The organism is Ekhidna sp., from assembly GCF_965212185.1.
GTDB lineage: Bacteria > Bacteroidota > Bacteroidia > Cytophagales > Cyclobacteriaceae > Ekhidna.
The window spans coordinates 1,664,583-1,686,893 of record NZ_OZ243102.1 but is presented as its reverse complement, the minus strand read 5'-3'; the positions used below and the strand labels follow the sequence as shown (position 1 = coordinate 1,686,893).

The window sequence follows — 22,311 nt, the reverse complement described above, 5'->3', positions numbered from 1 at the left end:
TTAACTTGCTTTCCTTTTTACTTCTTTCTCTTCTTCTTTTTTATCTGCCTTTTTCATAGGCTTTTTGGTATCCTTAGCCTGCTCAATGCTGGCTTTTAAAGCAGTCATTATGTCAACTACTTCTGGTTCTTCTTCTATATAAGAGACAATTTCATTGCCCTTGATCTTATTATCGATCATTTCACGAAGGGCCTCATTATACTTATCCTCAAGTTCAATTTTTTTAAACTTCTTGGTCATGGACTTAATCAGCATATTGGCAAGCTTCAATTGTTCTTCATCCGCTTCCTCCTCTATTCTGACATTTGGTACATCTTTTATACTTCTGACTTCATTTGGATATCGAAGCTTATGGATCATAATCCCGCGATCATGGGGCGTCAATAACACAGCACTTTCCCTGTCTCTTAAAACAACCTTTCCAACGCCTACTTTTCCTGACTCCCGAAGTGCTTGACTGAGTAGTGCGTAGGTTTTACTGGCAACATCACCATCAGGACCGGCAAAATACGGTGAATCAAAAAGTGTTTCATGTACTTCACTCGCATCGACAAAACCCTCAATCTCAATCACCTTAGTACTCTTAAGCTTTACCTTCTCAAAATCTTCAGGCTCGATAATCACAAACTGACCAGGTTCATATTGATAACCTTTTACAATGTCCTCTTGACGAAGCACATCACCTGTGACTTTATCACGCTTTTCGTACTTAACAGGATTATTTGTTTCCTTAGAAAGAAGGTTAAACTGTACTTTCTGAGCTGTGTCAATGGCATTGTAAATCCTTATCGGAATGGTTACCATTGAAAATCGAATATGTCCTTTCCAGATTGCCCGCATTGTATGAATTTACTGATTTAGGCAGAAAATTAAAAATCTTTAACTTTTAATCAAAGTAAAGCACTATAACTTATTGATAATTAGATTTTTATGATTGATAAATCAATTGAATTTAATATGATCTGACATTATATAAAACCCTCTAAATCAATATGTTACCTATCAATCTTCATAATCAGCATTCCGTTCGATATATTTAATGATCTCGCCTGCAATGTCCTTTTCAGTAGCTGCCTCAATACCTTCGAGACCTGGAGAGGAGTTGACTTCCAGAATCAAAGGGCCTCTACTGGATTGCAGCATATCCACTCCAGCGACTCCTAATCCCATGGCTTTTGCCGCCTTTAAAGCAGCACGTTCTTCAGCATCAGTAAGCTTGATAATCTCAGCTGACCCTCCTCGATGTAGGTTAGATCTAAACTCCCCTTCTTTACCTTGACGTTTCATGGCTCCTACTACCTGATCCCCAATGACAAATACACGAATATCTGCTCCACCAGCTTCTTTAATGAATTCCTGAACTATTACTCGAGCTTGCAAGCCATTAAAAGCTTCCAAAACAGACTCAGCTGCTTTCTGTGTTTCAGCAAGCACCACCCCAAGTCCCTGCGTACCTTCAAGTAATTTTATAACACATGGAGCTCCACCTACTGCATTTATTGGCGTACTTACATCTTTGGAATAATTTGTGAAAACAGTTTTTGGTAATCCTAAGCCAGCCCTTGATAAAATCTGAAGACTTCTTAGCTTATCTCTTGATCTAACGAGTGCCACAGATTCTGTAGTTGAAAAAACTCCCATCATTTCAAATTGACGCACCACTGCGGTCCCAAAAAACGTCACAGAGGCACCAATTCGTGGAATGATGGCGTGCACATCTTGTATGTGTTCTCCCTTGAAATATATCTTGGGTTTTTTCTTTTCAATCTCAATATTGCATCTGGAATGATCAATTACCAGCATTTCATGGCCTTTTTGTTCTCCTGCCTCTACAAGTCTCTTTGTGGAGTATAGATTAGGATTTCGAGATAATACTGCAATTCGCATTCTGTCGTTTTTAAGGGTTCTTAATTTGGTTAATGACAAATATATGGGGTCATGCAAATCAAAACCCTATGATTGATATCAACTTTAAATTAAAACATTTAAAAATGGATATAAAGGAGCATTTAGTTGATGCAAACAAACAACCCTCCTATTTTTGCGACCTTATTTAAACCAATTCAATGGAGGATTTTGTAGAAGAGCTAAAATGGAGAGGTATGGTACATGATATCATGCCGGGTACACAGGAAGAACTTAATAAAGGCATGACTGCCGCTTATATTGGATTCGACCCTACTGCCGATTCGCTTCATATTGGCAATATGGTTCAAATCATGACATTGGTTCATTTTCAAAAATGCGGACATAAGCCAATTGCACTGGTCGGTGGTGCTACAGGCATGGTCGGTGATCCATCTGGTAAATCTTCTGAAAGAAATCTACTTGATGAAAATACCTTAAATCATAACCTCTCATGCGTTAAAAAGCAGCTTGAAAACTTTCTGGATTTCGATGGAGATAATGCAGCAGAAGTAGTCAATAACTATGATTGGTTCAAGGAGTTTAGCTTTCTTGACTTCATCAGAGATGTAGGTAAACACATTACGGTCAACTATATGATGGCCAAAGATTCTGTGAAGTCCAGATTAGAAACTGGCCTGTCATTCACCGAGTTTTCATACCAACTTGTTCAGGGATACGATTTCTACTATTTATGGAAGCATAAAAATGCTAAACTTCAGCTAGGTGGATCAGACCAATGGGGCAATATTGTAACAGGGACTGAGCTAATAAGAAGGAAAGAGCAGGGTGAAGCATTTGCTATGACTACTCCTTTGATTACCAAAGCTGATGGATCAAAATTTGGCAAGTCAGAAGGTGGTAATATCTGGTTAGATGCTGAAAAAACTTCTCCATATAAATTCTACCAATACTGGATCAATTCTTCTGATGAAGATGTAGAGAAATACATAAAAATCTTCAGTCTTAAGGAACGAGAAGAAATTGAAAATCAAATTTCAGAGCACAAAGAAGCCCCTCATCAGCGTTTATTGCAGCGTTCATTAGCTGAAGAACTCACAGAAAGAGTTCATTCAAAAAAAGATTTGGAAACAGCTATTAAGGCGAGCACTATTCTATTTGGAAAATCAACTACAGAAGATCTTGTAAGCCTTGACGAAAAGACTTTACTGCAAGTATTTGAAGGTGTGCCTCAAAGTGAGATTAAAAAAGATCAGCTAGAAGGACAAGACGTAACTACTTTCTTAAGTGAGACTACTAACAACATCATCTTCAAGTCCAAAGGTGAAGCTAGAAAAATGATTCAGGGAGGCGGTGTTAGCATTAATAAAACCAAAATAAATGCTCCCGATCAACTAATGGAATTTGATCTTCTTCAGGATAAATATTTGTTAGCTCAGAGAGGTAAAAAGAATTACTATTTAATACGAGTCGTGTAACTCAATCAACTAACTGCTTCTTCTCCATCAATCTTACAAGTACTCCGGCATCTGACATATTTTCAAGGATTACTTTAAAAAGGAATGTCAATGGTACGGCCAAAAGCATCCCTGCGGTCCCCCACAAAAAGGCCCAGAAAACAAATCCAAAAAGTACAGAGACAGTATTCATTGAGAAAGAGTTTCCCATAAGTCGAGGTTCTATAATATTTCCCATTATCAGCTGCACTCCCTCTAGGCAAACAAAAATTACCAGGACTTGCGAAACTGAACTCGAATCAATGATTCCTAGCACAAGTGGTGGGATAATAGCGATAAGTGAACCTATATATGGTATGTAGTTCAGAACAAAAGCAAGAAATCCCCAAAGTAAAGAATACTCTATTCCGAATAGCCAGCAAACCAATCCAGTTGCGACTCCTGTCATCATACTCACAAGTGTTTTTACTTTGATATATGATCCCACTGAATCTTTAATCCGGTTGAATATTTTAAGTGATTTAACCTTATCACGACTGTCATCACCGACGATGTATGAAATGGTTTTGTCGTACTGAGTTATTGCTCCAAGGAGTCCCGCGAAATAAAGAATCGTCATTAAAAGTTCAGCAGCCATTCCACTGATCGCATTTATGAATGATTCCGATGCTGACCAGAAGTGGCCAGTTTGTATCATTTCAACTATTAGGTCCCTTAACTCTCCTTTCTCAAACGTAATTCCCAGATAAACAGTGTAATCATTAATGAACGGTCTGAGGTCATTTGAAATACTATTCAATATTGACTCGCTGTTATCGATTAAGGCTTGAATCACATTATAAATGCCAAATCCTATAAAGAAAAAGATGGTCATAGTGAATAACGTGGTGAGTCCTATACTCAAAGAGGTTGGAAGAAATCTTTCCAACAAGTGAACTATTGGTTGAAAAAGGATTGCAAAGAACAGTGCGAAAAAAAGTGGAACTAGTAGATTAGAGAGCTCTCTCATTAAGTAGAGAGTAGCAACTCCCAAAAAGATCATTAAAATGACTTTGATGTGCCTAAGTGAACGTTCCATTTCAAATTGTGAACTCATGCTCGCAAAATAATTGAATTCATACAGGAAACAGTTATATTTATTGAGTTTCAAAAATAATTATGATGAAAAATCTCACTTCACTCTCTACACTTTTGTTTTTACTTCTTAGTTGCACAGGTCAGGAAATTCCGAACAAAGACTATCAGCTAAAAACAGCGGTTTTGGCTGCACCAGAACATCAGCGAGAAGCAGCCACTGTCATGGGATATGATAGCAATGGTGAACTAACTGTCATTAAAGAAGGAACAAATGATTTTGTTTGTATTGCTGATGATCCAAATAAGGAAGGTTTCAGTGTAGCTGCCTACCATAAAAGCCTTGAACCATTTATGACCAGAGGTAGAGAATTAAAAGCACAGGGATTGAGCTTTAAGGAAGTATTTGATAAGCGCGAAGAAGAAGTAAATGCAGGAACTCTGGAAATGCCAGATAAAGCCACTCTTTATGTGTCTACAGGTGAACCAAATGAAGAAACCGGAGAAATCGATAATCTGTACACAAGATATGTGATTTACATACCTTATGCGACTGAGGAAAGTACGGGAATGCCATTAAGCCCACCGGCACCAGGAGCACCATGGATCATGGACCCAGGCACGCATAGAGCGCATATCATGATCAATCCTCCAAAGCAGTAGGATTCATCGTTTGAGGTAATTTACCATAGTGCGGAAGCACCATATGCATATTGCGAAAGTCATTATGCCAGTTATTTCAAATATCAAATCATTGGGTAATTCATATTTTGGCGGTGGATACATCTGAGACAGAATTTCTATGCTAAAACCTGAAAAGTATAAGATGTTCTTAAGAAGGTGATTATAAAAACCTTCATACACACCTATTGCCAATACAAAGAAGAATCCCGAAACGATAACAAAAACCCATTTGATCCAATATCTCCTCCATTTATGATGGATAATTAGAATTGCATATGAGATAAGTAACCAAGTAAAGCCCTGATAAGCGATGTGATTACGCCATGGAGTATCGTAAAGCCATGCCCCATAAATATGGTGAAGAGATGTCATGAGGTATACAGCTAATATTGATACTGCCACCTTTGAAGTTGGTGTCTTAAACATATTCATTGCAACATTTTTTTTATTTATCCAATCAAACCTAATTGACAAGTCAGTTTTATTGACAATAATCAACATTGAGAAAACATTGAGATTGAATAACATGAAAATCACCAAAGAGCTTACTCTGCAATCAGACAAAAATCAAATACTCAATAAAAAAACAGGAACAATCATTACACTCGAACCTAGACTTAGTCATATACTTTACATTCTACTTTCAAATCGTGGGGAGGTAGTGACTAGAGAGTCTATTGTGAATGATATATGGGGGAATTATAGCAGTGGACCTGACTTACTAACACACTCGATTTCGTTACTAAGAAAAAGCATCGGGAAAGATATCATCGTTACCATTCCCAAACGAGGTTACATCATTCATACCGAATACCAGTCTGTATTCGATAACCACTCTTTCTTCAAAAAATACTATTGGGCGTTGATACTAGGAGTGATTGGCATTAAAATATTCTTACCATTTCATCATTAAACTACATCACCACCGGCCAGAATATGATATCTACCCGCCGGTTTTTACGCCTACCTTCCCATGTATTGTTATCAAATACCGGATTAAATTGACCAAAGTCTCTTTTCTCAATTTGGTTTGACTTAAAATCAAGAAATAATAGTTTCTCAATGACTGCATCACCTCTCATTTCCGATAACCATTCGTTATAGGCTGCACCGCCAATATTATCTGTATGACTATGTATCGTAATGGTGTAGTCTCTGATGTCCTTAACCGAATCAACCAGTTGTTTCAATTCTTCGTACTGATATCCTTCCACATAATAGCTCCCACCTCCAAAGTATATGCTCTTAAGAATATAGGCCTGAGGCTGATCTTGAGAAAATGAAAGCAAGGATATACCTGCTAATAGTATGGTAAGTAGAAAGCGCACGCTTCAAAAGTAAACGAAGACCTTGGCAGCTTGTTTCGTGATTTTATATCATCAATCTGCCATTCATCAATTTCATCATGCTTCGTCTCCCCTATCCTTTTTAAATTACTGGCTGTCGTTAAAACGAAACCTAAAAAGATATGAAGTACAAATTACTCACTATGCTTTTAGCATTAAGCTTTGGAGCATTTGCTCAAAAGCTTGACATGGAAGCATTTAAAAACATGGCTCCAAGAAATATTGGTCCAGCTGGAATGTCTGGTAGAGTCACAGCAATCGATGTTGTTACTGATGAACCGGATGTAATGTATGTTGGCTCAGCTTCCGGTGGTGTTTGGAAATCAACCAGTGGCGGAATTGACTGGAAACCAGTCTTCAATGATCAAACCACTGCATCCATTGGAGCGGTGGCTATTCAACAATCAAACCCGTCTGTCGTTTGGGTTGGCACAGGTGAAGGCAACCCACGAAACTCGTTAAATGGAGGAGATGGAGTATACCGAACATTGGATGGTGGAAAGACCTGGAAGAAAATGGGCCTTGAAAAAACAAGGCATATTCACAGAATCATCATTCATCCCAATGATCCAAATACGGTATACGTAGGTGCAATTGGATCTCCATGGGGTGAACACGAAGAGCGTGGTGTTTTTAAAACCACTGATGGCGGAAAAACATGGAATAAGATTTTATTTACCAATATCCGGTCAGGAGTGGCAGAGCTTATCATGGATCCTTCCAATCCAAATAAACTAATTGCCGCCATGTGGGAGCATAAAAGAGACCCATGGTTCTTTAAATCAGGTGGTCCTGGATCTGGACTGTATGTGACTCATGATGGTGGGGAAACATGGGAACAACGAACAGATGAAGATGGCCTGCCTAAAGGGGAACTTGGAAGAATCGGTTTAGCTATCGCTCCCTCCCGACCTAATGTGGTTTACGCATTGATCGAATCAAAGAAAAATGCATTGTATCGATCAGATGATGGTGGCTTCAAATGGCGTAAAATCAATGACAATAGTGACATTGGAAACAGGCCGTTTTACTATCATGAGATTTATGTAGATCCTATTAATGAAAATCGTGTCTACAGCATTTTCACCTATGTAAACGTGTCAGTGGATGGTGGTAAATCATTCACACAGTTAATGGGAGCGTACGGGGTTGATAATGGGGTTCACCCGGATCACCATGCTTGGTATATTCATCCAAAGGATCCCAACTTCATGATGGATGGTAATGACGGTGGATTAAATATCACCAGAGACAGAGGTGAAACATGGAGGTTTGTAGCCAACCTACCGGTTGGGCAATTCTATCATATTGCTGTAGATAATGAAACGCCTTACAATGTGTATGGAGGAATGCAGGATAATGGATCATGGGCAGGACCTGCATACGTTTGGAAAGCACAAGGTATAAGAAATCACTATTGGCAGGAGGTTTCTTTTGGAGATGGTTTTGATGTATTACCAGATCCCAGAGACAGCAGATATGGAATCTCAACGGCACAGCAGGGTTTCGCTTCAATCTATGATCGAAAAACGGGTTATAATGAAACGGTAAGGCCTACCTATCCAGATGGCGATGTGGAGTTGCGCTTCAATTGGAATGTCGGGATGGCTAGAGATCCTCAAAACCCATCCATTGTATACTTCGGAAGTCAATTTGTACATAAGAGTACTGATAATGGGCAAAACTGGGAGATCATCTCTCCTGACCTTTCAACCAATGATCCTGAAAAGCAGAAGCAAGGAGAAAGTGGTGGCTTAACCATGGATGCAACAGGTGCCGAAAACTATTGTACAATCATAGTTATAGAACCATCACCACTAAACTCAGATGTATTGTGGGTTGGTACAGACGATGGTAATGTACAAATCTCCAGAAACGGAGGAGATACCTGGAACAATGTTGGAAACAGTCTTCCTGGCCTGCCAGCCGGAACCTGGATTACACAGATTAAAGCTTCAAACAAAAATGAAGGTGAGGCATTATTAGTTGCAAATGATTACAGAAGGTTCAATTACGAACCATATGCGTATCGCACAAGAGATTACGGTCAAACCTGGGAACGCATTGTTGATGGTAATGATGTAGTAGGTTATTCGCTTTCCATCATTGAAGATCCGGAAGAGTCAAGACTGCTATTCTTAGGAACAGATGACGGTCTTTATGTTTCAATTGATGCTGGATCAAACTGGACAAAATGGACGGAGGGATTTCCTACAACCAATGCTTACGATCTGGTCATTCATCCTGAAGAGCATGACTTGGTAATTGGAACATTTGGAAGAGCTATTTGGGTGATGGATGACATCCGCCCCTTGAGAGCTATTGCGAAGAATGGGAAAGGCACATTGGATAAAACATTGGCAGTATATGATCCACCTGTAGCTTATGTGGCGTCAAATCAACAACCAAAAGGATCAAGATTTGGTGGAGATGCACTATTCAATGGTGAAAATCGACCGTATGGCGCAATGCTTAGTTATTCCATTAACCGACTGGAAATGAAAAAGGAGGAAGCTTCAGAAGATAAGAAAGGAAAGAAAAATAAAAAGAAAGAAGAACCTGCCGAAGAAAAAAAGGAAGAAGAAAAAGTAAGCTATGATTCACTCACAATCGAAATTATTAATGGAGATGAGGTAATCAGAACATTGAAGTCAAAAGCTCCAGAAGAAAATGGCATTCATCGTACATACTGGTACATGGATGAGAAAGGAACCAACTTCATGAGTCGTAGAGATCGTAGAGGCGACAGAGAGCCAGGAGGTGTAACCGTGCTTCCAGGGTCTTATAAAGTGAGATTCACTTTTGGTGATCAAAAGGATTCCACGAACATTGAGGTGCGTTACGATCCAAGAATTGAAATGTCTAATGCTGCGATAAGGGCTCAGTATAATGCAATGAAGGACTTAGAGTCTAAATATGGCATGGGAGTCAAAGCGGTAGATCGTCTGAAGGAGAGCCTTGATATTGTGAAAGGAATTCAGGGTGACCTTAAAGAAAAAGACAAAGAAGGATTTAAAGATCAAATCGAGCTTTGCAAGAATACCATAGATACGCTCAATAGTATGCTGGATGTATTCCTTGGTGAAGAAGATGACAGACAGGGAATTACCAGAGGAACTCCAAATAGTGTAAATAACTCTTACTTCTCAGCAAGGAGATATACAGCCAACGCATTGCATGCTCCTGGAGCCACAGAGCAAAAGTTGATAGACAAATTTGAAAAAGACCTTGCAGAAGCAATGGAGATGGTCAACAATTACTATAGTAATAAATGGCCTGAATTCAGATCTGAGGTTGAGGATCTGGACACCTCCCCATTTAAAGACTATGAAGAAATAAAAGAATAGTAATCTGAAAGCCGTCTCTATTAGAGACGGCTTTTTTATTTTGCCTCAAATTACAATCAATGAAGATTATAAAAGTTTTCGGTTTACTCATCTTGATGCTATTAGTAGGTGTTGCTGGATACATTTTTTACATCAAAATCACCCTTTCCCCTTCTTATTCAGGAGACATATCTATCGGTGGTATTCAGAATGAAGTAGAAGTTTACTTTACAGCTTACGGTGTACCACACATATATGCTCAGTCCGATGAGGATGCCTATCGTTCTTTAGGTTATGTGCATGCCAAAGAAAGACTTTGGCAAATGGACCTCCTTAGGCATGTAGGAAGTGGAAGACTTTCAGAGCTATTTGGACCTGATATGATTAAGAATGATAAGTTCCTGAGAACCATGGGCTTAAATAGTTATGCAGCAGAGTCAGCAAAAGATTATATCTCCAGAAATCATTCAACTCTTCCACTCGTCAGGGCATATATTGATGGAATCAATTCTTATATATTGAATAATCCCAAGCCTTTAGAACATCGAATTCTTGGAATAGATGTTGAGCCATTTGAAATTCAAAATGTTTTTGAAACACTCACTTACATGTCCTTTAGTTTTTCAAATGCACATATTACTGATCCTGTTTTAACTGAGCTTTCTCAAAAACTTGATTCTACCTATTTACAAGACTTGAACATCTATCACTATAAAGGTGAGTCTACTTTACAATCCTTTGACGATCGTTACAGATTACAAGCTAAGAACACCATCTCCGTACTCGAATCTATTGGAGTGCCAGAATTCATTGGAAGTAACAGCTGGGTCATATCGCCTGGAAAGTCAGCAACTGGTAAAGTGATTCTATCCAATGATCCTCACATAGCCTTTGGTCAACCATCCGTATGGTATGAATCTCATTTAAATACTCCCACATCAGAATATTATGGGTATCATATTCCGGGAGCTCCATTTCCCCTACTCATGCATTCCACTCGTCATGCCACAGGCATTACAATGTTCGAAAATGATGACATGGATTTTTATGTCGAAGAAATACACCCTGAGGATTCATCAAAATATATGCATAAAGGTGAATGGAAAGAAATCTTATCTGTAAAGGAAGTAATAAAAGTAAAAGGCGAAGGACCCGTCTCTTTTACCATTCGAAAAACGACTCATGGACCAATCGTATCGGACATTTTGAGAGACGATCCAATGAATGATATTGTAAGCATGTTTTGGGCAACAACTAATTTTCCCAATCACATGATTGAAGCCGTTCATGGTCTTACTCATGGACGTGACCTTGCAGAGATTGAAAAAGCCGCTTCAATCATTCACGGTCCCGGCCTTAATATCATGTATGGTGACTCATCCGGCAATGTCGCCTGGTGGGCGGTTGGGAAATTGATTAAGCGAAGAGATGAGCGTACAAGTAAGACCTTTTATGATGGAGCATCCGGATTAGATGACGCAGACAGTGTCTATTCGTTCAGTGATAATCCACATGCCATTAATCCTCCGTGGAATTATGTTCATAGTGCCAACAATCAACCAGATACGGTCAAAGGCGTTCTGTACTCAGGTTATTATCTACCGGATGATCGTGGAGAGCGTATTAAGCAACTGCTAGACCCAGATTCATCAGTTTCAATTGACGATGTAAAATCAATGCTACTTGACAATCGATCAATGATGATGGTGGAGGTAAAAGGGATCTTACTGCAGGCGATTAAAGACACAGATAGAGGAGATTTACTTCGAGAATTACTCAAATGGAATGGTAATTTTAACCAAGATGACTTTAGGCCGTTGATTTTCCAGAAATGGGTGAATGAGGTTCTGAAGGCAGCACAGTACGATGAAATTGGTGAAGAATTGTGGCCAATATATAAGAGAACGCATACTTACAAGGTTGCCGCAGAGCATCTCATAAAGAACGAAAAATCCAAATGGTGGGATAATGATACAACTGATGTAATTGAATCCAGAAGTGACATTATCCGGAATGCATTTGAAGTTACAGTTGCAGATTTAACGAATCAATGGGGTCAAGATTATACGAAGTGGCAATGGGGAAATGCTCATTCACTACGTCACAACCATGCCATGGGAGAAGTACTTGGATTTTTAAACATCGGTGACTTTCCCGTTTCAGGAGGAAATGAAGTTTTGAATAACATGGGATATACCTATGATGAAGGCAAATACCAGACTATTCTATTTGGACCGTCCACTCGGAGGATTGTTGATTTTTCTGATGTGAGAAACAACAGTTATAGCATTCTTCCAACAGGTCAGTCTGGCAACTATTTCAGTCCCCATTATTCAGATCAAGCAGAAATGTTTGCTAATGGTGAGTTTAGAAAAATGATAATGAATCACAGCATCATTAAACAATCTGAAAATAAAATGGTAATGATCCCGGCGAATTGAACTGAGGGCAGTATTACCACGTTACCTTTGTGTCTTTAGTATACGACAACCTTAATCTTAAAATATGGACAATAGAAAGTATTTACCGTTTTTAATAATCGGAATCATTGCGATTATTATTCTTTTTTCTGCAGCCAATAGGGTATTCTTCCGAATTGAGGCTTCTGAGCGAGCGGTCCTTTTCAGATCATTGAGTGGTACATTAGAAAAAGATGATATCATTGGTCCCGGATGGAATGTAAAAGCACCTTGGAACGAGGTTTACATCTATGAAGTTTCTGAAAATAAAATTGAAGAAACAATGGATGTTTTAGACAAAAATGGATTGAGCATCAGTGTAGATGTTACCATTCGTTTTCATCCCAAGTATGATGCCATCGGAACGATTCAGGAAAATTTTAGAGGAGACTACATTCAGCGATTGGTAATTCCTGAAGCTCGCTCTACCGTGCGTCAAGTAATGGGTCGATATACAGCAGAAGAAATTTATTCTACCAAAAGACCTGAAGTAGAAGCTTCAATTAAAGAGGAAACCAGGCTGGTTTTAGGAGCTGAAGGCAATGAAGTGGAAATGAAAAGTCTGCTCATCCGCTCAATTAAATTACCTGATCAAATAAAAACAGCTATCGAAAATAAGCTTAAGCAAGAACAGGAAGCACTTGCTTATGAGTTTAGACTTGATAGAGAAAAAAGTGAGGCAGAGCGAAAACGAATTGCAGCAGAAGGAGAAGCAGCAGCTAACAAAATTATAAATAGCAGTTTAACAGATGAGCTGTTAAAAATGAGGGGTATTGAGGCCACTATGAACATTGCAAACTCACCTAATTCTAAAGTGATTGTAATTGGAGGTGGTGACGGTGGTCTACCGTTAATCCTGAACGGGAACTAACCCTTCAAAATCTGAAATATAATCGTTAATTTCGTGGAAATTTTTAAGTCAGCAAAGAAGAATAAATAACATGTCAAAAACCGCCCAAATAACCATTGATGGTCAAACATTTGAACTACCGGTAACTGTTGGTACTGAAGACGAAAGAGCCATTGACATTAGCTCATTCAGAGGACAATCAGGAGTAATCACCCTAGACAGGGGATTCAAAAATACCGGTTCATGTGAAAGCGCAATTACTTTTCTTGATGGTGAAAAGGGAATCTTACGTTATAGAGGTTACCCTATTGAGCAATTGGCTGACCATTCTACTTTCTTGGAAGTCGCCTACCTGTTGATTCATGGTGAGCTTCCAAACAAGCAGACTTTTGAAAAATTTGCTGGTGACATCACTCACCACACGTTGGTTAATGAGGATATTAAGAAGATTCTAGACGGATTTCCATCTGTCGCACATCCGATGGGTGTGCTTTCATCTTTGATTACTGCTCAAACTGCCTTCTACCCTAGCAGCTTAGATCCAAACAGATCGAAAGAAGAAACTGATCTGAGTATTATTAGATTGCTTGCAAAGATGCCAACTTTCGCTGCATGGGCATACAAGAAGAAAATAGGTCATCCAGTAATCTACCCTCATAACAAGATGGATTACTGTGGAAATTTCCTAAACATGATGTTTGCCCTTCCTGCAGAAGAGTATGAGGTTGACCCGGTTGTTGCCAAAGCGCTTGATAAACTCTTAATTCTTCACGCAGATCATGAGCAAAATTGTTCCGCTTCAACAGTACGTATCGTAGGATCATCTCAAGCAAGTTTGTGGGCATCCATTTCAGCTGGAATAAACGCACTTTGGGGGCCACTTCATGGGGGTGCAAATCAGGCTGTAATCGAAATGCTTGAGAACATTAAGGCTGATGGCGGTGACACCAAGAAATGGATGGCAAAAGCGAAAGATAAAGATGATCCTTTCAGATTGATGGGCTTTGGTCACAGAGTTTACAAAAACTTTGATCCGAGAGCCAAAATCATTAAGAAAGCTGCAGATGATGTGTTGGAGAAATTAGGTGTTCATGATCCTGTTCTGGACATTGCAAAGGGATTAGAAGAAGAAGCACTTAGAGATGAGTATTTCGTTGAAAGAAAGCTTTATCCTAATGTTGACTTCTATTCAGGCATCATCTACAGAGCTTTAGGTATTCCTACTGATATGTTCACTGTGATGTTTGCATTAGGTAGACTACCTGGATGGATTGCACAATGGAAAGAGATGAGAGAAAATGGTGAGCCGATTGGTCGTCCAAGACAGGTATATACTGGCCAAAATGAAAGAAAATATGTAGATATGGCTGGTAGGTAATACAAGCTAAATTCTTTAAAAATTTAAACCCTGACTTGATTATTCAAGTCAGGGTTTTTTCATTCGTTCAGCCAAACCTACCACTTATCCAAAAAACCATACCCTTCATTCATTGGATCTGCATTTGTTAAGATTAGAGCATTATTGATTTTAGCTTTGAAGCTGCTATTAAAAGGATTTAGGTTAATCACCTAATCACCTAATATTCTCATAATCAATCCTTATACTAGCCCGCTTTGCCTTGACTTTGATTAGTCAAGGCATTTTTTACTCTTCAGGGGCCATCGGAAACCTCTCCTCTTTTACGCCGCTTACATGACTGCTAATTGCCTTCCACTGACCATTTTGCTTAACCAGAACATTACTCGATTTATAGGTTGTAATGTAAGCTTCAGCTCCTTCCACTCCCTTCATGGTTCCTGTTCCGGATACTACAGCAGTTCCATTATCAAACAAATCAAGCCTGGTGATTTCATAGTTAAACTCATCGTGACTTGGAGCGTAATCACTGATATACTCTATTTCATCAGTTTTAGAAAAGCTATCGCCATTATCATCCATCATCTGGAATTTATCGTGTAGCAAACGATTCAATAATGCTGTATCCTGCTCATTATAAGCCTTCGGCCAAAGCACCGTTTTGAACTCTCTAAGAATATCCTCATCCTGGTCAGTTATCACAGCTTGATTGGTGCCAGGTGAACTGCATGCTCCGATCAATAATAAAAAGGAAAATATTGGTAAGTATTTCATATTGTATAGTTTGAAGTTGTAATGCAAACTACAAAATTTAACGCGCGATCTGATAAGTAGGTAAAATATTTAAGATTTCATTAACATTGAGTATGTCGGATAATGAATTGAATTTAAAGGCAAAGGAAGCTGCTTCAAGGGCATATGCTCCTTACAGTAATTTTAGAGTAGGGTGTGCACTTATTACTACATCAGGTAATATTTATACGGGCTGTAACGTAGAAAATGCATCATATGGATTAACCATCTGTGCTGAAAGAAACGCGATCGCAAATGCGATAAATGAAGAAGGAATAATTGAAATAGCTAAACTGGTTGTTTATACGCCTACTCCGAACCCAACGCCACCATGCGGAGCTTGCAGACAAGTTATTCATGAATTTGGCGATCCGGAAATTATGAGCTATTGTGATGGCAGCCAATCCAAAAAGCATAGTTCATCTGAACTACTGCCACATGCATTTAAGTTGAAAAACTCCTAATTCAATATTTTCGAGAAAGGATTTCACTATAAATAACTGCTTTTTTAGCCTCATTAGTGTTGAGGCCATCACGAATTTCATCAGCTATTGTCCACTCTTCCTCTTCCTCAATCTTTTTAGCACCTTTAAACAAGCTCGGGCTGTGGAAATTTTCGTCAGGCTTAAATTCTAAATCAGCTCCCTCTGCCATTTTAATAGACTCTTCATATACTCTCCTGCTTTCATCATCGGCAAAAGATCTTCTTTCTCCTTCAAGTCTAATATTTTCCTTTTCAGAATCATCCTGCTTTATAACGACAGGTTCCTGACGCGGAGTAGGTTCTTCTTCGGTACGACCTTCTGTAATTTCTTTGAGTAGTTCTTCAAAAGATTTGGGCTGGCTCTGTTGCGGAGGTTTATTCTCAGAACCCGGACGAGAAGGTGATTGATCTTTCTTTTTCTTACCTCTAGTGAGAAAGTAAATAACTGCAGCTATGATATACCACCAAAAATTAAAATCGTCCATGATGCTAATTTATGGCATCACATTTTAACTCTATTAAAATTAGCAGTGTTTATTCGTTGATAGTGGACTTCAACGTGGTAATAATGTTTTCCTTGTCAAAAGGTTTGCTGAAATAACCAACAATTAGATTTTGATCGATAGCATCTACGACTTCCTGTGCACCACCGTAACCAGTCAGTAAAAAACAAGGTAAGCTTTCCTTCGTTTCTTTGACTTTTGTGATAAACTCTATACCGTCCATCTCAGGCATTCTTACATCACTGACAATTGCTTTAATTTCATCATGATTCTGAATCAAATCCAAAGCTTCAGGCCCTGAAGTAGCATTAAGGATTTCAAACTCATTCTTAAAGTTGAATTCAAACAACGTGATATTGAATTGATCATCGTCTACGTAAAGAATGGTTGGTTTCTCCATATTTTCGTGCTCGCTATCTACTATTTTAAAAATAAAGGACTTTACTCAAAAAACTTGGGCTTATCCTATAATTGGATTTGGCATGTTACAATAATGCAACTAAGATTTCAAATTCCCTTAAGTCATTCGATTAATCTTCCAAATAATTACATGAAAACCCAAACTTTGAATTTATAATGCAAAAGTGGGGATAAAAGGTGGAAAAATCGTTAACACAAATTAGAAAGTAGAAGTCACAGTTGCCACTTAATCCTATATTTTTGTCGGCTTCACCATAAAAGGCCGTTTGATAATCATTTGATCTTAAATGCAGTTAACAAAGTTAGAGATAAAGGGTTTTAAAAGTTTTGCTGACCGTGTAGTTATCAACTTTGACGATGGCATTACTGGAATTGTTGGTCCTAATGGATGCGGTAAGTCCAATGTTGTTGATTCTATTCGTTGGGTACTAGGCGAACAGAAGTCTCGTGTACTACGGTCAGACAAAATGGAAAATGTCATTTTTAATGGCACAAAAGCAAGAAAACCCACACAGTTAGCAGAAGTTTCACTAACATTTGATAATACCAAAAATTTAATTCCTACAGAATACTCTCAAGTAACCATTACGCGTAGGTATTACCGATCTGGTGAGAGTGAGTATTTATTGAATGGAGTCACTTGTAGACTAAAAGATATCACAAACCTATTTCTGGACACAGGTATCGCCTCCAATAGCTATGCTATCATTGAACTTAAAATGGTGGATGATATTCTGAATGATAAGGATAACTCACGAAGAGCATTATTTGAAGAGGCAGCTGGAATATCAAAATTCAAAATACGAAAAAAGGAGACTCTTAAAAAATTAGGAGATACGGATGCTGATCTTGAAAGGGTTGCAGATCTGCTGTTTGAAATTGAGAAAAATCTCAAATCGTTGGAGCGCCAGGCTAATCAAGCGAAAAAGTATTATGAGTTTAAGGATGAATACAAAAACTCCAGCATTGCACTTGCCAAAAAGGTAATGGATAATCAGCAGGAGCACTTTGATGCAATTCAGGCTCAGATAAAGGATGAAAACGACAAAAGGCTAGCTCTAAATGCACTGGTAAATGAAAAGGAGGCAGCAATTGAAAAAGCAAAAGCTGACCTTATCTCAAAAGAAAAATTACTTTCATCAAGACAAAAATCTCTCAACGATCATGTGAGTAAAATACGGCAATATGAAAGTGATAAGAAGATCAAGAACGAAAGACAAAAATTTCTTCATGACAAAATTGATTCACTTAAGGAGCAGATAAGTTTGGACAAACAAAGCAGTGAGCGTGCAGCTGTTTCATTAGAAGGACTTAGAATTGAAGCAAGAGAAATTGAAAAGGAAGTGACCTCCATCCTATCCAAGGTTGAGAAACTTAAAGCCGACTATGAATCGCAGAAGAACTTAACAACCGAAGCTCAGGAAAAGCTCAACTCGTTAAACACCTATTTTTCTGAGAAGAAAGATCAAAAATTTCAATTAAGTAAAGAGATTGAAATTAAGGATATTCAGCTCAAATCCATGCTCCATGAGCTGAGTAAGACAAGCGAGGATACCAGTGAAAAAAGTGCCAACCTCGAAGAATTCAAAAACAGACTCGAGGAAATTGAAAAGGAGAAAAGCCAAAAGCAGACACAATTTGATACACTAAAGCAAAGTGAAGAATCTTTAAAAGATCAAATCTCTCAAACTGAGGAGCAATATGCTTTGACACGGGAGGAACTTACCATACTTAATAGATCACTTGACGCACGTCAAAATGAATACAACCTCACAAAATCACTAGTTGATAATCTGGAAGGATTTCCGGAGGCTATTAAGTTCTTGAAAAAGAATCCACAATGGAAAGATGCCCCATTGTTGTCTGATATTCTAAGCTGTCCGGAGGAATATCGAATAACTATCGAAAACTTCCTTGAGCCTTTTATGAACTATTATATAGTTGATACCAAGGAAGACGCAATGACTGCAGTGAATCTTCTGAGTGAATCAACCAGGGGAAAAGCAAATTTCTTTATACTGGAAAACTTAAAAGCATTTCAAGCAGTAGATGTTAATGGTCCAGATAATTCCAAGCACGCATTAGAGGTAATAGAATTTGATTCAAAGTATGAGAATCTACTTAAACACCTTCTTGGAAACGTATATGTGACATCAAGCCCCAAAGATGCGCCTGGTCAGGATATTATACTTTTAGACAAGGAAGGAAAAATAACATTCAGGAAGTATAGCATCTCTGGAGGATCAATAGGGCTGTTTGAGGGTAAACGGATTGGGCGTGCAAAGAATCTTGAAAAATTAGATAAAGAGATTAAGGATCTTCGAAAGAAACAAGGTGAAGTTGAAAGCACAATCACCAAGCTGCAGGCCACTCTGGAAGAACTTAAGCAATCATCTAAAGCCTCTCAATTGGAGGAGATGAAAGAAGAACTTGCACGAATTAAAGAGATGGAAGTCTCAGTTTCGACAAAGCAAGAGCAATTTCTTGATTTGCTAACTTCTAATAAGAATCGAAGGGAAGATATTCAGCAGCAAATCAAAGAGCTGGAAGAATCACTACAATCATTAAGACCTCAGGCGGAAAAAGAATTAGATGAGTTAAGCGAACTTGAAAATAGTGTTGAATCTAAAAAGGAAGAAACGCTTGCTCTTCAAGAGGCTTTGGATCATAAATCATCTGCATACAATGAGGAAAATGTAATCTTCCATCAAAGACAAAATAAGCTTAATAGTATCCTTCAGGAGATTTCCTTTAAAGAAGAATCATACGAGACTTCCTTAGAGAGAATAGAAAAAAATCGCGAAGAACTTGAAAATGCTAGCGCCAACCTTAACGAACTGGTAAAAAAGAGCACAGCTAGTGATGATGAGCTTGTTTCGATGTATGAGGAAAAGGAATCTTTAGAAGGGGGCGTAAATGAAGCAGAAAAAGAATATTACGAAGCACGAGGAAATATAGATGAAGAAGAAAAAAATCTAAGAGAAACGCAGCGTAAACGGGAAGGCATAGACCATGCATTGATGGAATGGCAGAATAAGCTCAATGATGCCAAAATGGGTCTAAATTCAGTCAAAGATCGTCTTTCGGTGGAATTCAATATCAATTTGGAAAACATCAAAGATCAGGATGTAGAGGAATACAAGAAATTTACGGAAGAAGATCTACGTAATAAGGTGGATAAGCTCAGAAATCGACTGGACAATATTGGGCCAATTAACCCAATGGCAATGGAAGCTTTCGAAGAAATCCAGGAGCGTCATACTTTCATTACAGATCAAAAAGAAGACTTACTAAACGCTAAAGAATCTCTTTTAACCACTATTAGTGAGATTGATGAGGTAGCCAAAGAAACCTTTATGACCGCTTTTCAGGAAATCAAGGACAATTTCATTAAAGTATTTAGAACATTATTTACCGAGGAGGATGATTGTGATCTTATTCTAACTAATCCAGATCAACCACTAGAAAGTTCCATAGATATTATTGCAAAACCGAAAGGTAAACGTCCGCTTACGATCAATCAATTATCCGGTGGTGAGAAAACATTGACAGCTACATCTCTCCTATTCTCTATTTACTTACTTAAACCGGCACCATTCTGTATTTTTGATGAGGTAGACGCCCCGCTGGATGATGCCAATATTGATAAGTTCAATGAAATTATTAGAAAATTTTCTCAGGAATCTCAGTTCATCATTGTAACACATAATAAGCGTACCATGGCTAGTACTGATGTTATTTACGGAGTTACCATGCAAGAACAGGGTGTATCTAAAGTAGTTCCTGTAGATTTACGTGAACTTGCATAAAACCAAAGAGGATTAACAATGAAAATCATCTTCAAAGTTGTCATTCTTTTACTTGTGATGTCAACCGCTTGTGACTCACCGAAAACAAGAGATAGAACCAATCGTCCTATTTCTCCCCCAGAAACCTCAAAAGAAAGAGTATTTGATTACCAGCCTCAAAAACCTGTAAATGGTAAACTCAATGCCGTGATAGAGCTAGGCTCATTGGGTTTAAATTATTTCATCATTGAAATAGATGAAGAAGCTCGATGGGTGCTCAAAGACCAAGAATTTGGAAGAAGTAACATCATTTATGGTGCCAACTCAGCGGATGAGATTACTTCAAATATTATTGAGTATAAGAACGCGATTACTGAATTTGGAGTAAGTCCTGATGACATTTACATGGTGGTAAGCTCCAGTGTAATTGAGGATAATATTGAAGATCTCCGCAATAGAGTACAATATTTAAATATACCCGTCATTTCTGTGACTCCTGAAAATGAAGCCAGATATGCCATGATAGCCACTATACCTAAAGAATTTATTGATGAATCATTCATGGTTGATGTGGGTTCTGGAAATACAAAACTGGCTTGGGTTAATGACGCAGATACCTCAACTATCGAAATTCATGGATCAAAATATTTCCTAGGAGATGTTCGCGATACTACTGTATTTAGAGAGGTTCGTGATGCTTTACTAGATGTTCCATTTGAGAATCGAAATCTATGTTTCATGCTTGGTGGAATTATCTATGAATTCGTTAAAGCAGAAATAGATAATGAACAGAATAGATATTATGTACTGAAACCTCCAAGCACCTACCCTACGAATAATGAGAAATTAAAAGCCGGGAATGTTATCTATAGTGCTCTATATGTTGAGCCTACTTACTCCTACATTTTCGATAGAGAATCCAATTTCTCCATTGGTTATCTGGTGAGTCTTAAATTTTAATTTTCTGGTCTGTCCATATTGTATTTTGTTTTTCGTCTAGATGAAAAACAGAATTATGAAAAGAATTACACTTCAACTTTTTTGCCTTTTATGGACTGTGATAAGTATTGCACAAAACAGCCTCAGTTCTGAAGATCAGGAAAAAGCCATTAAACATCTTAAAGCAACACAGAAAGAGTTGCTTGCGGTAGTGGATGGTTTAAATGATGAGCAAATCAATTACAAACCAAACGATGACAGCTGGTCTGTAGCAGAGTGCATGGAACACATTGCTATCTCTGAGAAAAATCTTATTGAAATGATCAAAATGAGCCTTCAGGAAGAAGCTGATCCAGACAAAAGGTCTGAAGTAGCGATGACTGACGATCAGATATTAGGATTAATTACAAGTAGAGAACAGAAAGTCAAAACCAGGGAAGAATTTGAGCCTACCAACAGTTTTGGAGGTTTTGATGAAACGATCGAAACCTTTCAAAAGCGTAGGAAAGCCAATATCAAGTTTGTAAAATCAGCTGATAAAAATCTTAGAAACTACTATTTGCAATTTCCTTTTGGACTCATTGATTCGTATCAAGGAATTTTATTTATGTCAGGTCATACAGAAAGACATATTGATCAAATAAGAGAAATCTTAGCAAGCGAAGGATTTCCAGGATAAAAAATGATGAAGGTCAGGAGAATTCCTGGCCTTTATTACTTCTCAATCTTTGCTCGTAATTTTTCAATTCCTTCTTTAGAAATGAGTTGATTTGAGTCTGATGAATTTAAATGAAATTCAGCCAATTCTAGAAGAACCCGGGCAATCTTCATCCTATCGAATGATTTTGACTGGTTTCCATCACATGTTGAAATAGTAGTAGCATCCATAGCAAAATGATTATATGGCTAATCTCAATGCTTTGTCACTAAATATCAATACCAGATTTTTGGTATTTTAACTACCCT

Annotated in this window: 20 protein-coding genes; 11 read left to right on the top strand and 9 right to left on the bottom strand. The window is 38.2% G+C overall.

All coding sequences use genetic code 11. From position 1 onward, the window contains the following. Together ACOMC3_RS07370 and rimK are read right to left on the bottom strand one after the other, a co-directional pair. Positions 1-840, bottom strand: coding sequence for a Ku protein (locus ACOMC3_RS07370; protein WP_420318891.1), 840 nt, complete (start codon positions 838-840; stop codon positions 1-3). 162 nt (positions 841-1,002) lie between these two features. Beyond that, positions 1,003-1,887: a 30S ribosomal protein S6--L-glutamate ligase gene (gene rimK, locus ACOMC3_RS07365; RefSeq protein ID WP_420318890.1), complete on the bottom strand. Its 885-nt coding sequence runs from the start codon at positions 1,885-1,887 to the stop codon at positions 1,003-1,005. Between the two features lie 179 nt (positions 1,888-2,066). On the opposite strand from rimK, the gene tyrS reads away from it, so the two are divergent. Further along, entirely contained in the window at positions 2,067-3,344 is a 1,278-nt protein-coding gene (gene tyrS, locus ACOMC3_RS07360; RefSeq protein WP_420318889.1) for a tyrosine--tRNA ligase, read from the top strand. 1 nt (position 3,345) lies between these two features. On the opposite strand, the gene ACOMC3_RS07355 is transcribed toward tyrS, so the two are convergent. Continuing rightward, positions 3,346-4,419, bottom strand: a complete 1,074-nt coding sequence (locus tag ACOMC3_RS07355) for an AI-2E family transporter (protein WP_420318888.1) — start codon at positions 4,417-4,419, stop codon at positions 3,346-3,348. Between the two features lie 62 nt (positions 4,420-4,481). On the opposite strand from ACOMC3_RS07355, the gene ACOMC3_RS07350 reads away from it, so the two are divergent. After that, positions 4,482-5,060 (top strand): hypothetical protein, encoded by a 579-nt coding sequence (locus ACOMC3_RS07350; RefSeq protein ID WP_420318887.1) that lies wholly within the window; start codon positions 4,482-4,484, stop codon positions 5,058-5,060. A gap of 3 nt (positions 5,061-5,063) precedes the next feature. Here the strand turns inward: ACOMC3_RS07350 and ACOMC3_RS07345 are convergent, their stop codons facing one another. Continuing rightward, entirely contained in the window at positions 5,064-5,453 is a 390-nt protein-coding gene (locus ACOMC3_RS07345; protein ID WP_420318886.1) for a hypothetical protein, read from the bottom strand. Between ACOMC3_RS07345 and ACOMC3_RS07340 the strand changes: the two genes are divergently transcribed. Beyond that, positions 5,452-5,994 (top strand): winged helix-turn-helix domain-containing protein, encoded by a 543-nt coding sequence (locus tag ACOMC3_RS07340; protein ID WP_420318885.1) that lies wholly within the window; start codon positions 5,452-5,454, stop codon positions 5,992-5,994. The genes ACOMC3_RS07345 and ACOMC3_RS07340 overlap by 2 nt on opposite strands. 1 nt (position 5,995) lies before the next feature. On the opposite strand, the gene ACOMC3_RS07335 is transcribed toward ACOMC3_RS07340, so the two are convergent. Continuing rightward, complete coding sequence (locus tag ACOMC3_RS07335) at positions 5,996-6,409, bottom strand: OmpA family protein (protein WP_420318884.1); 414 nt, start codon at positions 6,407-6,409, stop codon at positions 5,996-5,998. A 140-nt stretch (positions 6,410-6,549) separates the two neighbouring features. On the opposite strand from ACOMC3_RS07335, the gene ACOMC3_RS07330 reads away from it, so the two are divergent. The 4 genes from ACOMC3_RS07330 (at position 6,550) to ACOMC3_RS07315 (ending at position 14,440) form a co-directional block, all read left to right on the top strand. Beyond that, a complete protein-coding gene (locus tag ACOMC3_RS07330) occupies positions 6,550-9,774 on the top strand; it encodes a WD40/YVTN/BNR-like repeat-containing protein (protein ID WP_420318883.1) in 3,225 nt (1,074 codons plus the stop codon). A gap of 59 nt (positions 9,775-9,833) precedes the next feature. Next, positions 9,834-12,194, top strand: coding sequence for a penicillin acylase family protein (locus ACOMC3_RS07325; RefSeq protein ID WP_420318882.1), 2,361 nt, complete (start codon positions 9,834-9,836; stop codon positions 12,192-12,194). A gap of 64 nt (positions 12,195-12,258) precedes the next feature. After that, complete coding sequence (locus ACOMC3_RS07320) at positions 12,259-13,083, top strand: prohibitin family protein (protein ID WP_420318881.1); 825 nt, start codon at positions 12,259-12,261, stop codon at positions 13,081-13,083. A gap of 70 nt (positions 13,084-13,153) precedes the next feature. Then, positions 13,154-14,440 carry a citrate synthase gene (locus ACOMC3_RS07315; protein ID WP_420318880.1) on the top strand — a complete coding sequence of 429 codons (1,287 nt, stop codon included), beginning with the start codon at positions 13,154-13,156 and terminating at the stop codon, positions 14,438-14,440. A 267-nt stretch (positions 14,441-14,707) separates the two neighbouring features. Here ACOMC3_RS07315 and ACOMC3_RS07310 read toward each other — a convergent pair whose 3' ends face one another. Continuing rightward, entirely contained in the window at positions 14,708-15,193 is a 486-nt protein-coding gene (locus tag ACOMC3_RS07310; protein ID WP_420318879.1) for a nuclear transport factor 2 family protein, read from the bottom strand. A gap of 92 nt (positions 15,194-15,285) precedes the next feature. On the opposite strand from ACOMC3_RS07310, the gene ACOMC3_RS07305 reads away from it, so the two are divergent. Next, the gene (locus ACOMC3_RS07305) at positions 15,286-15,675 is read left to right on the top strand and encodes a cytidine deaminase (RefSeq protein WP_420318878.1); all 390 of its coding nucleotides are present in this window, start codon (positions 15,286-15,288) and stop codon (positions 15,673-15,675) included. A gap of 1 nt (position 15,676) precedes the next feature. Here the strand turns inward: ACOMC3_RS07305 and ACOMC3_RS07300 are convergent, their stop codons facing one another. Both ACOMC3_RS07300 and ACOMC3_RS07295 read right to left on the bottom strand, forming a co-directional pair. Next, positions 15,677-16,180, bottom strand: coding sequence for a hypothetical protein (locus tag ACOMC3_RS07300; protein ID WP_420318877.1), 504 nt, complete (start codon positions 16,178-16,180; stop codon positions 15,677-15,679). A 49-nt stretch (positions 16,181-16,229) separates the two neighbouring features. After that, positions 16,230-16,598: a response regulator gene (locus ACOMC3_RS07295; RefSeq protein WP_420318876.1), complete on the bottom strand. Its 369-nt coding sequence runs from the start codon at positions 16,596-16,598 to the stop codon at positions 16,230-16,232. Between the two features lie 307 nt (positions 16,599-16,905). Between ACOMC3_RS07295 and smc the strand changes: the two genes are divergently transcribed. The 3 genes from smc to ACOMC3_RS07280 are packed head-to-tail and all read left to right on the top strand — an operon-like array spanning position 16,906 to position 22,024. Then, a complete protein-coding gene (gene smc, locus ACOMC3_RS07290; RefSeq protein ID WP_420318875.1) occupies positions 16,906-20,427 on the top strand; it encodes a chromosome segregation protein SMC in 3,522 nt (1,173 codons plus the stop codon). 18 nt (positions 20,428-20,445) lie between these two features. Beyond that, complete coding sequence (locus tag ACOMC3_RS07285) at positions 20,446-21,366, top strand: hypothetical protein (protein ID WP_420318874.1); 921 nt, start codon at positions 20,446-20,448, stop codon at positions 21,364-21,366. Positions 21,367-21,421: 55 nt separating this feature from the next. Continuing rightward, entirely contained in the window at positions 21,422-22,024 is a 603-nt protein-coding gene (locus ACOMC3_RS07280) for a DinB family protein (RefSeq protein WP_420318873.1), read from the top strand. A gap of 35 nt (positions 22,025-22,059) precedes the next feature. On the opposite strand, the gene ACOMC3_RS07275 is transcribed toward ACOMC3_RS07280, so the two are convergent. Beyond that, positions 22,060-22,233 (bottom strand): hypothetical protein, encoded by a 174-nt coding sequence (locus tag ACOMC3_RS07275; protein ID WP_420318872.1) that lies wholly within the window; start codon positions 22,231-22,233, stop codon positions 22,060-22,062. Positions 22,234-22,311: the final 78 nt, after the last annotated feature.